Source organism: Shinella kummerowiae (assembly GCF_009827055.1).
In the GTDB taxonomy this organism is placed as follows: Bacteria; Pseudomonadota; Alphaproteobacteria; order Rhizobiales; family Rhizobiaceae; genus Shinella; species Shinella kummerowiae.
On sequence record NZ_WUMK01000001.1, the window covers coordinates 786146 to 800697 of the forward strand.

The window sequence follows — 14552 nt, forward strand, 5'->3', positions numbered from 1 at the left end:
TGGCGGAACGGCCGGAGGCGGCCGGCAGACCCGCGCCTTTCCTGAAGGCATGGCGAACGCCTCCCAAAAACCTTTCTCCACCGTTCATCGTTGGGCGAAGGCGTCGGCAATGCGGGCACTGACGAAGACTTCGCCGGAAGATGAGGAACGGATATGCGCGACTATCGCGATGCAAAGGCCATGGCGAAAGCCATGCGGGAAACGCTGGCCACCCGCAATATCGAGATCACCCACAGCGAAGCGCTGGAAATCGTCGCCCGCCAGTTCGGCGTCGAGACCTGGAACATCCTGTCCGCCAAGATCGAGGCAAAACCGCCGTCTGCCGGCATAGAGTTCGAGCAGGCGGTGCCGATCGTGCGTATCTTCGACGTGGAGAAGGCGCACGAATTCTACCTCGGCTTCCTGGGGTTTTCGGTCGATTGGGAACATCGCTACGGCGACAATTTCCCGCTCTATACACAGGTCTCCCGCGCCGGGCTGCGCCTCCACCTGTCCGAACATGCCGGCGATGCCACGCCGGGCGGCAACATGGTGGTCTACATGACGGGCATCCGCGCCTTCCAGAAGGAGCTGATCGGCAAGGACTACCGCTACATGAAGCCGGGGCTGGAGGACGAAGGCTCGCGGCTGGAGGTGACGGTCATCGACCCCTTCCAGAACCGCATCCGCTTCATGGAGTTGAAGGACTAGCCGGCGCCCAAGTATATGGAGAGGGAATGTCCCTCTCCATATTTCTCAGGGTTCAGAGATTTCCTCAATTCGTTGCGTCTTCCAGTGCCGGTATTCGGCGTCACCCATTGCAACTATTCCTTGTTTTTTGTAGACGACAAGCAGGACAAAGGGGACCGGGATGGCGATCAAGTTTGGCACCGTCGGAAAAGACACGCTGAAAGACACGAAGCTTGGAGATTACTATCTCGGGCTTTTAGGCGATGACACATTCACGGGCTCGACCGGCCCAGACTACTTCAGCGGCGGCTTCGGGAACGATACGTTCAGGATCGGAAGCGGCTTCACCTCGGTCAATGGCGGGGAAGGTCAGGACAAGGTCGTCGTTTCGGCAGGCCCTTGGGCCATTGGGCTGCCGACCTACTATGACGAGTCGACGCTGATCATCAATCTTTCCACTGGCCAGATTGTTTCACTCAGGGACATCGAAGTCGTCCAGGTCGGGTCGGCGACCTATACATTTAGGTATGGCAGTGACACCGCCAACACCATCAACGGCGGGTCCGGCATTGACTTCATCAAAGGGCTTGACGGCAACGACACCATCAAATCCGGGGCGGGCAACGACGTCATAAGCAGCGGCGAGGGTGGCGACCGCGTTGACACCGGTGCCGGTGACGACATCATCGATGACAGTTTCGAGATGATCGGAGGATTTACGATCCTCTCGTCCTACCGGAACACTCGCCAGGTCAACGACTTCTCGCTTGGCGAAGGAAACGACAAGCTTTTCCTGCACCTGCACGTCTACCACGCCTACGAATCGAACACGGAATATTGGAACGCCTACGATTACTACAAGGTGGATGGCGGAAGCGGCGCGGATGTCTTGTACATCACGGAAAATATGTGGGGCGGCAGTGAATGGTCGATTGCCAACGGCAAGGAAATCTGGGCGATCAGCGACTCCGGCCTTAAGAGCCGATGGGCGGAATTTACCGGCATAGAGCAAATCGTCGATCTGGACCGTGACATCGTCTGGACAAAGGCCACAAACAGTTACGCGCGACAGACGAAAAACCTGACGGGAACGGTGCTGAGTGAAAAAATCGTTGGCACCACCGGCAACGACACGCTGAACGGAAAAGGCGGTTTCGACTACTTCACGGGCGGCGCGGGGACCGACACCGTCGTTCTCTCGGGCCCTTCCAGCCTCTACACAAACAATATGGCGTTCGAGGAAAGCCTTGTCAGAACCAAGAATGGCTTCACGGGTGCGCGTCTCGACAATACATTGGACAAAAGCGCCGTCGTGATCGCGGCCGACGTCGAGAAAATCAAGTTCTTGGGTGGCCTCGGCTCCAGCGATGACACGGTCTACAACTTTGCCATCCTGAAAAACAACGCCTTGGCCACGCGAGGCACCTCGACGCACGATTTCTACGTGGTCACGGAGAACGCGTCCGGCCTGGTACCGCAGACCCTTTCGCTGAAGGCCGGTCACGATCATGTACTCGGCGAAGGCACGATCAAGCTCGTCGATGGCGGTGATGGCAACGACATCATCGAGTGGCGTGATCTGACCGGACCGGCCGTCATCCGGGGCGGGAAAGGCAATGACGAAATCACGATCTCCGGCTTCGACGAGACCCCGTTTGCGACGGTTGAAGGCGGCGACGGCGACGATGTCCTGTATGTCATGGGTGCCGGAACGATCCACGGTGGCAACGGCGATGACTGGATCGGCTTTTTCGACGGAACGAAGGCGACGGGCGGGGCCGGCAATGACACGTTCAGCGCGGAAGTCTTTACCGATGGATCCTCCGTCGACGGCGGTACCGGCGCCGACGCGGTGACCATCGAAGGAACCGTCACCGACTATCGCCTCATGAAAACCGCCACCGGTTACGAGCTGACCCACAAGGAATACGGCGGCAAGCTCTCGATGAAGTCCATCGAGGCGATCGAGTTCGGAGATGCAGCCTTCAATCTTGCCCTTTCATCGCCCTTCTCCAACTACAATGGCGGCGCCAACGACGACAAGAAGTTCGGTGGCACTACTCTCGACCTGATGAACGGCGGCGCCGGCAATGACAATCTCTTCGGCATGGCCGGCAATGACGTGCTCTCCGGCGACGCTGGAAACGACACGCTCAACGGTGGGGACGGCGACGACGTGCTGGCAGGGGGTACAGGCAACGACACACTTAGGGGTGGCGCCGGCTTCGATACGTTCGTCTTCTTCGGATATGATCCCAATGCCGTCGGAGTGGATCGGATAAAGGATTTCAAGGCCGGTAAAGGCCTCGGTGACGTGATCGCCCTGCGCCAGGATAACCCCGAGTTCGACTCCTTCCATGACATCATGAAGGCCACGGTCCAGAGCGGCAAGAACGTCGTGATCACGCTGAATGGCGGCGGCTACGATCTCGGTACGATCATCCTTGAGAACGTCACCAAGGCATCGCTCGTCGCCGACGATTTCATGTTCATCTGAAATGCCAGGGCTCCGGCCCGTTGCAGGCTTGACCTGTCACGGCTGGAGCCCGGCCACCATGCCGCTCCGGACACTACGAAGAAACGTTGTCATGGCCGCCAGGCAATAACACCCTTCAGCCGCGCGTGCGTGTCCTCGGCAAAGGGCATCACCAGCACCCGGGCCGGATCGACCGGACCGGGGAAGGCCAGCGCATTCCACGCGACCTTCTCGAAACCGAGCGGGCCGTAATAGGGCGGGTCGCCGACCAGCACGACGGCTTCGGAGCCTTTGCGTTTGGCGGCGGCACAGGCGATGCGCAGCAGTTCGCGGCCGATGCCCTTGTTCTTGTGCGAGGGGCGGACGGCAAGCGGGCCGAGCAGATGCGCCTTCACGCCGCCGGCCATCACCGGCGTCATGCGCACGGAGGCGACCGTCTCGCCGTCATCCGTGCAGACGAAGGACAGCGACAGGTCGTGCGGCCCCTGCTCGCGGATGCGCGCGGCGGCACGGACATGCCGGCCGGGGCCGAAGGCTTCCTCGTTGATATGTTCGATGGCTGCGTCGTGGGAGGCATCTTCCGTGAGGTAGACGATATCGTGCTTGAGCATGTTCATGGATCAGGGAACCGGGTACGAAGCTGGGGATGCGGGTTATCGCGCCACCGCCAGGGGGCGCAGCAGGGGCATCAGCGTCGTCGTGGGCTTCCCGGGTAGAACATGCGGTTCGTCTTCCTCGCCGGCTGGAGCGCCGGTCCTGATCAGCGCGGATAGCAGAAATTTCCCGTCTGTCAAAGAGCAAAACGCACTGTTCATCAAAATGCGCCTATCCAGCCCCCGCCCATGCTCTATCTATGACGTCAAATTTACGCCGCTGGTAGCGGCAGAAGGAGACGATCATGGGCATGCTGGTTGAGGGCGTCTGGCACGACGTCTGGTACGATACGGAAGCGACGAAGGGCCATTTCAAGCGCGCCGCCTCGCAGTTCCGCAACTGGATCACGCGGGATGGCGCGCCGGGCCCCTCCGGCGAAGGCGGCTTTGCCGCGGAAGCGGGGCGTTACCACCTCTATGTGTCCTATGCCTGTCCCTGGGCACATCGCACGTTGATCTTCCGCAAGCTGAAGAAACTGGAAGACCTGATCACCGTTTCCGTGGTCGATCCGCTGATGCTGGCGAAGGGCTGGGAGTTCAAGGGCGAGAACGGCGGCACGCTCGATCCGCTGTTCGGCGCTTCCGCCCTCTATGAGGTCTACCAGAAGGCCGACCGCAGCTATTCCGGCCGCGTCACCGTGCCGGTGCTGTGGGACAAGAAACAGAACCGCATGGTCTCCAACGAATCGGCCGAGATCATCCGCATGTTCAACACGGCCTTCGACGGCATCACCGGTTCGCGCGACGATTTTTATCCAGAGATCCTGCGCGCTGAGATCGATGCCCTGAACGACAGGATCTACGACACCGTCAACAACGGCGTCTACAAGGCCGGCTTCGCGACGACACAGGAAGCCTATGCCGAGAGCGTCACGAAACTCTTCGAGATGCTCGACAGCCTGGAAGAGCGCCTGTCAACGAAGCGCTACCTCACGGGCGCGCGCATCACCGAGGCAGACTGGCGGCTCTTCACGACGCTGGTGCGCTTCGATCCGGTCTATGTCGGCCATTTCAAGTGCAACATCCGCCGCATCGCCGACTACCCGAACCTGTCGGGCTACCTGCGGGAACTCTATCAGGTGCCGGGTATCGCCGAGACGGTGAACATGCGCCACATCAAGGAACACTATTATCGCAGCCACAAGACGATCAACCCGACGGGCATCGTACCGGTCGGCCCGGCGCTCGATCTCACGGCGCCGCATGGTCGGGATGCGTTGAAGGCGGCCTGAACCTACCAGAAATCCGCCAATGGCGCTCGGCCGGCGAGTTCCTCCAGCCGGCGCCGGGTTGCCGCGGTCGTCGCCACCGGCAGGGCATCGAGCGCGAAAAAGCCGGCCTCGACAATCTCGCGGTCCCTCAGGCGCGGCGCCGTCTGCACGACACCGTCACACCGGTAGAGCAGCACGTGGTCGCGCTTGCTGGTCTGGCGGTTGAAGTAGACATGCACGAGCACCGGCGGCGTGCCGGTGACAAGATTGCCCTCTTCGCGGATTTCCTTGGCAAGCGCCTCCAGTGCGGTCTCCCCGCGCTCGATGCCGCCGCCCGGCATATGCCAGCCCGGCACATAGCTGTGGCGCACCAGGAAGATGCGGCCGGCATCATCAAAACAGGCGGCGCGCACGCCCATCGTCATACCGCGGGCGAGCGCGAAATAGCCGTGCACCACGCGCGTGGCGAGCCTTGCCAGCAGGCTGCGGGTCGGTGGCGGGGTGGTCGGCGTGTCCTGTTCCATCGCGGCACTTCGCCGGAACCTTTCACGCAAATCAAGCCTTGGAGGGCCAAAGGTCCGGGAATATCCACGCCTTGCGTTTCCCTTGCCCGGCTTATGCTCTAAGGAAGGCTATGTTCAGACTTGCCCATATATCGGACGTCCATCTCGGGCCGCTGCCAGCCCTCACCTTCCTGGAACTGTTTTCGAAGCGCATCACCGGTTTCGTCAACTGGCACCGCAACCGCCGCCGGCACCTGTTCACCAACACGCTCGACATCGTGCTTGAGGATATCGAGCGCCGCGACCCGGACCATCTGGCGATCACCGGCGACCTCGTGAACCTCGCTTCTTCGCTGGAGATCGCCGCGGTGAAGAAATGGCTGCCGGAAGCCGGCACGCCGGAGCACGTCTCGGTCGTGCCAGGCAACCACGACGCCTATGTGCGTGGCGCCTACGAAAAATCCACGCGCGCCTGGTACCCCTATATGCGCGGCGATGCGGCCCCGGCGGAATGGCAAGAGGACATGCATGTCTTCCCCTATCTGCGGGTGCGTGGCCAGGTGGCCATCATCGGCTGCTCGACGGCCGTCGCCACGCCGCCCTTTTCCGCGTCCGGCTACTTCGGCTCGCGGCAGGCGCGCGAGACGGTCAACATGCTTCGCGCCGCCGGCGAGGCTGGCCTTTTTCGCGTCGTGCTGATCCATCATCCGCCGATCCGGGGGGCTACGTCCTTCCACAAGCGCATGATCGGTATCCGCCGTTTCGCCGCGACCGTCTCAACCGGCGGGGCGGACCTCGTGCTGCACGGCCACACCCACCTCAACACCGTGCACTGGCTGCCAGGCCATATGAAGCAGATCCCCGTCGTTGGCATCGCCTCGGCATCACAGGGACCGGGCGGCCACAAGCCGCCGGCCGGCTACAACCTCTTCTCGATTTCCGGCGCGCCGGGGAACTGGAACGTCATGCGCGAGCGTTTCGCCCTGACGCCGGACGGGCTCGCACTGTCGCTCGCGGAAACGACGCGTTTCTGAGGCGACGCGAATAAATCCCTCTCCTCAGCCGTAACAAACCCTCAGAGCGACCTGCCTTGCGAAGCCCACAAAAGACAGGCACGCTCTCAGACGGCCAGCGCCCCGCAGACGACCCGACGAGAGGGAACCCCATGACCATGCTCCGCCACACCATGCTGCTTTCATTCTGCGCCGCCGTCTCGCTGACGGTATTCTCGACCGCCCGCGCGGCGGATTCCGACACCACGACGCCACCGGTTGCAACCGAGACGACGACAACCTGCACCGACGGCAAGATTTGGAACGAGGAAAAGAAGGAATGCGTCGCGCCTGAGGATATGAAGCCGGCCGAAGCGACGCCGACCGAGGACAAGCCCGCGGAAGGCACACCGGCCGACGACAAGGCGAAGACCGAGGAGCAGAAGAAGTCCGAGATCGAAATCGACAACAAGCTCTACGAGGCGGCCCGCGAATTCGCCTATGCCGGCCAGTATGAGAACGCGTTGCGGGCGCTGCGCGCTGCTTCCAACCAGGAAGACCCACGCATCCTCAACTATCTCGGCTACAACACGCGCAAGCTCGGCAACATGGAACTCGGCATGAGTTTCTACAAGCGCGCCCTCCAGAAGGATGAAAACTACATCCTCGCCCGCTCCTATATGGGCCAGGCGCTGATCGAGCAGGGGGACATCGAGGGTGCCCGCGTCCAACTCGTTGAAATCCGCGACCGCGGCGGCGAGAACACCTGGGCCTATCGCGCCCTTCTCCAGTCGCTCGGTGGCGAGCGCCCCACTTACTGACATATAGGCCGGCATCGTCCGAAAACGGGACGGCGCCGGCCAAGACTGGAACGATCGCTGAGGGAACGCGGGAAACTGCGCTCCGGGTTGCCGTTCATGCTTGCAGGCACTAGGAAGAATGTTTCATATCAGACGATCGCTACCCGCTCGGGAGCGAATAGAGTTTTGATCCCGAACGTTTCCTTGGAAAAGCAATGCGTCCGACGGCAGAATCGAATGAGTTCCGGCGAGAATTGGTCAATTTGCTGCCGAAGTTGCGCCGTTTTGCGATGACGCTGACGCGCAATGGCAGCGATGCGGACGACCTCGTCCAGGAAGCATGCGAGAGGGCTATCACGCGAAGCCATCTCTGGAACGGGGAAGGCCGGCTGGAAAGCTGGGTTTATGCCATGACACGCAATCTCTGGGTGGACGAGATACGCAAGCGAAAGGTCCGCACAGGGTCCGGCACTGTAGATGTGGCCGAGCAGGACAGCCTGCACATCGAGGCGTCAGCCGACAAGGCCGTCTATGCCAAGCAGTTGCACAAGTTGATCATGACCATGCCTGAGGGCCTTTCGAGCGTATTCCTGCTGGTGAATGTAGAAGGCCACAGCTACCGCGAGGCCGCAGATATCCTCGGCATACCCATCGGCACGGTGATGAGCCGGCTTTCGGCGGCCCGCATCAGGCTCGCGGCCATGATCGCCGAGCAGACCGAAAGGAGGGCCTGATGGTGGAGAGCACACAGGGTCTTCCGCTCGAAATCCGGTTGTCGGCCTACCTGGATGGCCAGCTGCCCCAGACGGAAGTGGACGAAATCGATGCCATCCTCGCCGAGGATGACGACGCCCGCGTCGTCTTCGAGAAGCTGAAGCTCGGCAGCGAGTTCGGCGCCCGCGCCTTCGACAGGATGCTGCAGGATCCGATCCCGCTCGATCTCGTCCGCACCATCAAGGATGTCGGCAAGAGCGAGAACGAAGCGCCCAAATCGGGTTTCGCCGCCATTCCGGTCTCGGCCGCCGCCCCGCGCCGCCCGCCGGCGTTCTGGCCGAAGGCACTGGCCGCATCGCTGGTGATCTTCATTGCCGGTGGCGCCGCCGGATATCTTGTCTCCGAACAGCAGGATGCCGCGGAAGCACCGCTCCAGATCGCCGCCGCCCGCACCTGGCTCGACGACATCGCCGACTATCACCGCATCTATTCGCGCCAGACGCGCCATCTCGTCGAAGTGCCGGCAAGCGAACAGGAGCACATTGCCGAATGGCTCTCGGCGAGCACCGGCGTAACCTTCACCCCGCCCGACCTTTCGGACAAGAACCTTACCTTCCAGGGCGCACGCCTGCTCGTCGCCGGCGGCAAGCCAACCGCACAACTGCTCTACCGCGATGCCGAAAACGAAATCTTCGCCATCTGTTTCCTGAAGAGCGACCCGGTCGAGGGCACGACGGCCCTGACGGAGAGCATGCGCAACGATATCGGCCTCATCTCCTGGCAGAAGGGCAACGCCTCCTTCGTCGTGGTCGGGCCTTCGGCGGACCCGGACCTGGAGCGTATCGCGGAAGCGGTTTCCGCGAGTATCTGACCCGCCGCCTGGCTACGAACGGACGCAAGCGCCCGTTCGTGCCGAAAACATCTTAGCCGCGCCGGGCCGCTTCGATCGCTGCCACGTCGATCTTCTGCATCGTCATCAGGGCGTCAAAGGCACGCTTCGCCTCGCTACCGCCTGCCTTGAGCGCTTCCATCGCGACGCGCGGCGTGATCTGCCAGGATACGCCCCATTTGCCCTTGCACCAGCCGCATTCACTTTCCTGCCCGCCGTTTCCGACGATCGCATTCCAGTAACGGTCGGTTTCCTCCTGATCCTCCGTCGCGATCTGGAAGGAGAAGGCTTCCGTCTGCTTGAATGTGGGGCCGCCGTTCAACCCGATGCACGGAATGCCTGCAACCGTGAATTCAACGACCAGGACGTCTCCCTGCTTGCCATCCGGATAGTCGCCGGGGGTGCGGATGACGGCACCGACGGAACTGTTGGGAAAGGTTGCCGCATAAAAGCGGGCAGCGGCCTCGGCGTCCTTGTCGTACCAAACGCAGATGGTGTTCTTTTCCATGACGGGATCCTTTCGACTGTGGTTTCGCTTCCAATACGTAGAAGACGAACCAACGGTCTCCAGTCCGACACGCCCCAAAACAAAAAAGCCCGGCAACATTGTCGCCGGGCTTTTTCATTCCGTCGGCGCGCAATCAGCCGCGCGCGGCCAGCACACGATTGGCGGCTGAAACGATCGCTTCGAGCGAGGCCGTAACGATATTGGTGTTGATGCCGACACCGAAGATCTTTCCACCCGGATGTTCGACCTCGACATAGGCGATGGCCGCTGCATTGGAGCCGTGCTGGAGCGAGTGCTCGGAATAGTCCGCCACCGACATCGGAATACCGAGATAGATCGACAGCGCGTTGATGAAGCCGTCGATCGGGCCGGTGCCCTTGCCTTCGATGCGCTTCGTCTCGCCACCGTCGGTCACTTCCGCAGCGACGATGCGCGTGCCCTTCTGGCCGGCATCATCGGGATAGGTGTGGTGGTCGACGAAGCGCAGCCGCGTGCCCGGCTGCGTCACGTAGCGCTCCATGAAGCTCTCATGGATGCGCTTCGAGGGCAGCTCCACGCCTTCCTCGTCGGTGATGCGCTGGATCTCCTCGCGGAACTCCACCTGCAGGTTGCGCGGCAGGTTGATGCCGTAATCTTCCTGCAGGATATAGGCGATGCCGCCCTTGCCGGACTGCGAGTTGATGCGGATGATCGCCTCGTAGGAGCGACCGACATCCTGCGGGTCGATCGGCAGATAGGGCACTTCCCAGAGCGACTTGTTGGCCTGTCTGATGGCCTTCATGCCCTTGTTGATGGCGTCCTGGTGCGAGCCGGAGAAGGCCGTGTAGACCAGTTCGCCGACATAGGGGTGGCGCTCCGGAATGGCCATCTCGTTGGAATATTCGTAAACGGCCTTGACGCGCTCGATATCCGAGCAGTCGAGCTTGGGGTCGATGCCCTGCGTGTACATGTTCAGCGCCAGCGTGACGACGTCGACATTGCCGGTGCGCTCGCCATTGCCGAACAGCGTGCCTTCGACACGGTCGGCGCCGGCCATCAGCGCCAGTTCCGTCGCGGCAATGCCGGTGCCACGGTCGTTGTGCGGATGCAGCGAGATGATGACGTTCTCGCGGTTATCGATGTTGCGGCACATCCACTCGATCTGGTCGGCATAGATGTTCGGCGTCGCCATCTCGACGGTAGACGGCAGGTTGAGGATCAGCTTGTTGTCCGCCGTCGGCTTGACGATCTCGACGACCGCGTTGCAGATTTCCAGCGCCACTTCCAGTTCGGTGCCGGTAAAGCTCTCCGGCGAATATTCGAAGCGGTAGCCACCACCGGCCTTGGCGGCCATGTCGGTGATCATCTTGGCGGCATCGGTCGCAATCTGCTTGATGCCGGAGACGTCCTTGGCGAACACCACGCGGCGCTGCAATTCGCTCGTCGAATTGTAGAAGTGGATGATCGGGTTATAGGCACCTTCCAGCGCCTCGAAGGTGCGGGTGATCAGCTCCGGGCGGCACTGCACCAGCACCTGCAGGGAGACGTCCCGCGGCACGTTGCCCTCTTCCACGCACCAGCGGGCGAAGTCGAAGTCGGTCTGCGAGGCCGAGGGGAAACCGATCTCGATTTCCTTGAAACCCATGTCGAGCAACAGCTGGAACATCCGGGCCTTGCGGTCGTGGCCCATCGGGTTGATCAGCGACTGGTTGCCGTCGCGCAGGTCCACCGAACACCAGATCGGCGCCTCGGTGATCGTCTTGCCGGGCCAGGTGCGGTCCGGAATGTTGATCGTCGGATAGGCCTGATACTTGACGGCCGCGTCGGGCATGCCCTGCTTGGGGGTGTGGGTCTTCAAAATCATCGTCTTCGTCTCTTCGTCGTCCCGGCATTCGCGAAAGCGTCTTAGCGCAAACATGCGCATTTTGCGACGGCGAATGGAGGCCACAGGCGGCCAGAACCGGAATTAATGCATAGGGTGAAACGAGGAGCTATTGCCGGGCGGGCTTTGTCGGCCGCCGGGCGCTCCTCAACGAACCCGGCAACCGCGCGTAAGGCCGAGAAGAAGAAGCGAGGAGAAGCCGCGCGAACGCTCTGCAACAGCTGCGCTGCCGCGAGAAACCCGTTCGATGATCTGTGCGCTGGTCTTCAACATAGGGCCGTCTATACCGGCGGGATGTCGAAAGCGCAAGCACCAAAGAGAAAGCCCTCCGCAATGGGAGGGCTTCATCCTGTTCAAAAAGGCTAAAAGGCTCAGATATCGCCCTGCGAGGTCACGATGCGCGAGACGAGGCCGTAGCCCTTGGCTTCTTCGGCGGAAAGCCAGTAATCGCGGTCCGTGTCCTTGGCGATCTTCTCGATCGGCTGGCCGGTGGCGTCAGCGAAGATCTTGTTCAGGCGCTCGTTCATCTTGATGATTTCGCGCGCCTGGATTTCGATGTCGGACGCCATGCCGCGGGTGCCGCCCGACGGTTGGTGCAGCAGGAAGCGGGTGTTCGGCAGGCAGATGCGGCGCTCTTTCGGCGCGGCGACATAGATCAGCGCGCCGGCGGAGGCGACCCAGCCCGTGCCGATCATCCAGACCTTCGGCTTGATGAACTTGATCATGTCATGGATCGAATCGCCCGATTCGACATGGCCGCCCGGCGAATTGACGTAGATGCGGATATCCTCGTCACCGGCGGCGGCAAGCGCCACGAGCTGCGAGCAGACCTTCTGCGCCAGTTCCTGGTTGATCGGCCCGTAGATGAAGATCGAACGCGACTTGAAAAGGTTCGCCTCCGTTTCCTTGCCCAGGGGCAGTTCCGTCTTCTTGTCGTCCTCGTCGCTCATCCAAAGTCTCCGGATTTGTCGTCAGAATGGTCCTGTCGCTGTCAGATAATGCGACTCACTGGCCAAGACAATGCAACAAAACCGATAAGCGGCGATAGAGGCCGTGCGCGACACCGGAAAACAGGGTAAACGCGCCCGCTGCCGCACCACGCCGCTCCCTGTCCATACGCAATTTGCGTATGGACTTGGCTTCGGGCGCGCTCCTAGTATGCGGTTCTCATTGACGGAATACGCTGGTGCGCTCCCGGCACCGGCGGAACAGGGGACCTCATGTTCAGACGCATCACGCTGGCACTCGCGGCACTTGCCGCCACGACGGCACCGGCCTTCGCCCATCTCAACCCGGACGAGCATGGCTCCTTCATGGCCGGCTTCTCACACCCGCTGTTCGGCCTCGATCACATTCTGGTCATGGTCGCCGTCGGCCTCTGGGCCGCGCAGATCGGCGGCAAGGCGCTCTGGGCGGTGCCTGCGGCCTTCGTCACCACCATGGCTATCGGCTTCGGCCTCGCGCTTGCTGGCATCGATCTGCCCTTCGTGGAACCGGCGATCCTCGCCTCGGTGGTCGCGCTCGGCCTGCTCGTCGCCATGGCGGTGAAGCTGGACACCATCATGTCGGCCGCAATAGTCGCCGTCTTCGCCCTCTTCCACGGCCATGCCCATGGCGGCGAACTCGGCTCGGCGGGTGCACTTTCGTTCGGCGTCGGCTTCGTCATCGCGACGGCCCTGCTGCACGGGTCCGGCATTGCTCTCGGGCTTGGCATCGCCCGGCTTTCTGGCGGGGCGATTGCAGCGCGCATCATCGGCGGCCTGACAACGATCGCCGGCCTGGTTCTCGCCTTCGGCTGAACCCGTCAAGGCGGCGGTCAACCCGCCGCCTTATCCGCGACCGCGATAGGGCTGAACACCCTGCTCAGGGATCCAGACACCCTTCGGCGCATCTCCCGTCTGCCAGAACACGTCGATCGGAATGCCGCCGCGCGGATACCAGTAGGCACCGATCCGAAGCCATTTCGGCGAAAGCAGATCGACCAGGCGCTTGGCGATGTCGATGGTGCAATCCTCGTGGAAGGCGCCGTGGTTGCGGAAGGAATGCAGGTAGAGTTTTAGCGATTTCGATTCGACCAGCCATCCATCCGGAATGTAGTCGATGACGATATGCGCGAAGTCCGGCTGGCCGGTCATTGGGCACAGCGAGGTGAATTCCGGCGCCGTGAAGCGCACGACAAAATCCGTACCCGCGTGATTGCTCGGCACTTTTTCCAGCACGGCCGTTTCCGGATTGGCCGGCAGATCAACCGCCTGCCCCAGTTGCGACAGTCCCGATACGTCAGTCTTGCTCATGATCACGCCTCCTCGATCTTCACACGGATGCCATGCGCCTTTTCCGTCTCCGGCTCAACATGGATGGCGATCTGCGCGCCGGGCTGCACGGTGCGGATGGCATCCTCCAGCCGGTCGCAGATGTCATGCGCCTGTCCAACCGGCATGGATGCCGGCACGACGAGGTGGAAATCGACGAAGGTCGCCGATCCGGCCCGCCGCGTCTTGAGGTCATGCACACCGAGCGACCCTGCGCCATGGGCGGCGATCGCCGCCTGAATGGCATCAGCCTCCCCCGGCTCCACCGCGTGGTCCATCAGCCCATCGACGGAATGCGCAATGACCTTCCAGCCCTGATAGAGAATGTTGAGCGCAACGAGCACGGCCAGCAGTGGATCGAGCACCGCATACCCCGTCACAATCGCCAGAACGAGGCCGACGAGCACGCCGATCGAGGTGACGACGTCGGAGAGAATGTGCTGGCCGTCCGCCGCAAGGGCCGGCGAACGATAGCGCCGACCGGCACGGATGAGCACGAAGGCCCAGATCGCGTTGATGGCGCCAGCGAGGAAGTTGATCGCGAGGCCGAGCGCCGGCGCTTCCATCGGCGTCGGTGCGAAGACGGCGGGAAGCGCCTCCTTCACGATGAGCAGCGCCGCAACGACGATCAACACGCCTTCGAGGACTGCCGACAGATATTCCGCCTTGTGGTGGCCGAAAGGATGCGTCTTGTCGGCGGGTTTCGCCGCATAGCTGATCGCCGCAAAGGCGACGATGGCAGCCACCACGTTGACGCTCGATTCCATGCCGTCCGAAAGCAGCGCCACCGAGCCCGTCACCCACCAGGCGACGAGCTTGAGGCCCATCACCCCCAAGGACAGCGGGATGCCCCAAAGGGCGAGCCGCTTGACGGTGTTGCTATCTGAGTTTTCCATACCGCTCTCCATGCGTATGCAACCGAGTTGCAAAAAGCCTGGCCATCAACGCAAAACCGCGCGCACGG

At 62.0% G+C, this 14552-nt stretch carries 15 protein-coding genes; 8 read left to right on the plus strand and 7 right to left on the minus strand.

What is annotated here, in order from left to right; translation table 11 throughout:
• The first annotated feature begins 153 nt into the window (after positions 1-153).
• Positions 154-690, plus strand: coding sequence for a glyoxalase superfamily protein (locus tag GR138_RS03685; RefSeq protein ID WP_160857238.1), 537 nt, complete (start codon positions 154-156; stop codon positions 688-690).
• Between the two features lie 160 nt (positions 691-850).
• Entirely contained in the window at positions 851-3166 is a 2316-nt protein-coding gene (locus GR138_RS03690; RefSeq protein WP_160857239.1) for a calcium-binding protein, read from the plus strand.
• Between the two features lie 89 nt (positions 3167-3255).
• On the opposite strand, the gene GR138_RS03695 is transcribed toward GR138_RS03690, so the two are convergent.
• On the minus strand, positions 3256-3756 hold the full coding sequence (locus tag GR138_RS03695; protein ID WP_160857424.1) for a GNAT family N-acetyltransferase: 501 nt from the start codon (positions 3754-3756) through the stop codon (positions 3256-3258).
• A gap of 287 nt (positions 3757-4043) precedes the next feature.
• Here GR138_RS03695 and GR138_RS03700 point away from each other — a divergent pair, with 287 nt between their 5' ends.
• Positions 4044-5030, plus strand: coding sequence for a glutathione S-transferase family protein (locus tag GR138_RS03700; RefSeq protein ID WP_160857240.1), 987 nt, complete (start codon positions 4044-4046; stop codon positions 5028-5030).
• A 2-nt stretch (positions 5031-5032) separates the two neighbouring features.
• Here GR138_RS03700 and GR138_RS03705 read toward each other — a convergent pair whose 3' ends face one another.
• A complete protein-coding gene (locus tag GR138_RS03705) occupies positions 5033-5533 on the minus strand; it encodes an NUDIX domain-containing protein (RefSeq protein ID WP_160857241.1) in 501 nt (166 codons plus the stop codon).
• A gap of 110 nt (positions 5534-5643) precedes the next feature.
• On the opposite strand from GR138_RS03705, the gene GR138_RS03710 reads away from it, so the two are divergent.
• The 4 genes from GR138_RS03710 to GR138_RS03725 all read left to right on the plus strand — a co-directional run bounded on the left by GR138_RS03710 (position 5644) and on the right by GR138_RS03725 (position 8889).
• Positions 5644-6546 (plus strand): metallophosphoesterase family protein, encoded by a 903-nt coding sequence (locus GR138_RS03710; RefSeq protein WP_160857242.1) that lies wholly within the window; start codon positions 5644-5646, stop codon positions 6544-6546.
• Between the two features lie 131 nt (positions 6547-6677).
• Positions 6678-7325: a tetratricopeptide repeat protein gene (locus GR138_RS03715; protein ID WP_160857243.1), complete on the plus strand. Its 648-nt coding sequence runs from the start codon at positions 6678-6680 to the stop codon at positions 7323-7325.
• Between the two features lie 194 nt (positions 7326-7519).
• Positions 7520-8038 carry an RNA polymerase sigma factor gene (locus GR138_RS03720; RefSeq protein WP_160857244.1) on the plus strand — a complete coding sequence of 173 codons (519 nt, stop codon included), beginning with the start codon at positions 7520-7522 and terminating at the stop codon, positions 8036-8038.
• Positions 8038-8889, plus strand: a complete 852-nt coding sequence (locus tag GR138_RS03725) for an anti-sigma factor family protein (protein ID WP_202402481.1) — start codon at positions 8038-8040, stop codon at positions 8887-8889. The genes GR138_RS03720 and GR138_RS03725 overlap by 1 nt, the downstream gene beginning before the upstream one ends.
• A gap of 52 nt (positions 8890-8941) precedes the next feature.
• Here GR138_RS03725 and GR138_RS03730 read toward each other — a convergent pair whose 3' ends face one another.
• The 3 genes from GR138_RS03730 to GR138_RS03740 form a co-directional block, all read right to left on the minus strand.
• Positions 8942-9415: a VOC family protein gene (locus tag GR138_RS03730; protein ID WP_160857245.1), complete on the minus strand. Its 474-nt coding sequence runs from the start codon at positions 9413-9415 to the stop codon at positions 8942-8944.
• Positions 9416-9548: 133 nt separating this feature from the next.
• Complete coding sequence (gene leuA, locus GR138_RS03735; RefSeq protein ID WP_160857246.1) at positions 9549-11258, minus strand: 2-isopropylmalate synthase; 1710 nt, start codon at positions 11256-11258, stop codon at positions 9549-9551.
• Positions 11259-11647: 389 nt separating this feature from the next.
• Complete coding sequence (locus tag GR138_RS03740) at positions 11648-12226, minus strand: ATP-dependent Clp protease proteolytic subunit (RefSeq protein WP_160857247.1); 579 nt, start codon at positions 12224-12226, stop codon at positions 11648-11650.
• Positions 12227-12496: 270 nt separating this feature from the next.
• On the opposite strand from GR138_RS03740, the gene GR138_RS03745 reads away from it, so the two are divergent.
• The gene (locus GR138_RS03745; protein WP_160857248.1) at positions 12497-13075 is read left to right on the plus strand and encodes a HupE/UreJ family protein; all 579 of its coding nucleotides are present in this window, start codon (positions 12497-12499) and stop codon (positions 13073-13075) included.
• Positions 13076-13105: 30 nt separating this feature from the next.
• Here GR138_RS03745 and queF read toward each other — a convergent pair whose 3' ends face one another.
• On the minus strand, positions 13106-13570 hold the full coding sequence (gene queF, locus GR138_RS03750) for a preQ(1) synthase (protein WP_160857249.1): 465 nt from the start codon (positions 13568-13570) through the stop codon (positions 13106-13108).
• Between the two features lie 2 nt (positions 13571-13572).
• The gene (locus tag GR138_RS03755; RefSeq protein WP_160857250.1) at positions 13573-14484 is read right to left on the minus strand and encodes a cation diffusion facilitator family transporter; all 912 of its coding nucleotides are present in this window, start codon (positions 14482-14484) and stop codon (positions 13573-13575) included.
• Between the last annotated feature and the right edge of the window lie 68 nt (positions 14485-14552).

Coding starts and splice junctions, on each gene's coding strand:
- GR138_RS03755 (WP_160857250.1), bottom strand. CDS start 14,484: ATGGAAAACTCAGATAGCAACACCGTCAAGCGGCTCGCCCTTTGGGGC.
- GR138_RS03745 (WP_160857248.1), top strand. CDS start 12,497: ATGTTCAGACGCATCACGCTGGCACTCGCGGCACTTGCCGCCACGACG.
- queF (WP_160857249.1), bottom strand. CDS start 13,570: ATGAGCAAGACTGACGTATCGGGACTGTCGCAACTGGGGCAGGCGGTT.
- GR138_RS03710 (WP_160857242.1), top strand. CDS start 5,644: ATGTTCAGACTTGCCCATATATCGGACGTCCATCTCGGGCCGCTGCCA.
- GR138_RS03715 (WP_160857243.1), top strand. CDS start 6,678: ATGACCATGCTCCGCCACACCATGCTGCTTTCATTCTGCGCCGCCGTC.
- leuA (WP_160857246.1), bottom strand. CDS start 11,258: ATGATTTTGAAGACCCACACCCCCAAGCAGGGCATGCCCGACGCGGCC.
- GR138_RS03695 (WP_160857424.1), bottom strand. CDS start 3,756: ATGCTCAAGCACGATATCGTCTACCTCACGGAAGATGCCTCCCACGAC.
- GR138_RS03720 (WP_160857244.1), top strand. CDS start 7,520: ATGCGTCCGACGGCAGAATCGAATGAGTTCCGGCGAGAATTGGTCAAT.
- GR138_RS03690 (WP_160857239.1), top strand. CDS start 851: ATGGCGATCAAGTTTGGCACCGTCGGAAAAGACACGCTGAAAGACACG.
- GR138_RS03730 (WP_160857245.1), bottom strand. CDS start 9,415: ATGGAAAAGAACACCATCTGCGTTTGGTACGACAAGGACGCCGAGGCC.
- GR138_RS03685 (WP_160857238.1), top strand. CDS start 154: ATGCGCGACTATCGCGATGCAAAGGCCATGGCGAAAGCCATGCGGGAA.
- GR138_RS03725 (WP_202402481.1), top strand. CDS start 8,038: ATGGTGGAGAGCACACAGGGTCTTCCGCTCGAAATCCGGTTGTCGGCC.
- GR138_RS03700 (WP_160857240.1), top strand. CDS start 4,044: ATGGGCATGCTGGTTGAGGGCGTCTGGCACGACGTCTGGTACGATACG.
- GR138_RS03705 (WP_160857241.1), bottom strand. CDS start 5,533: ATGGAACAGGACACGCCGACCACCCCGCCACCGACCCGCAGCCTGCTG.
- GR138_RS03740 (WP_160857247.1), bottom strand. CDS start 12,226: ATGAGCGACGAGGACGACAAGAAGACGGAACTGCCCCTGGGCAAGGAA.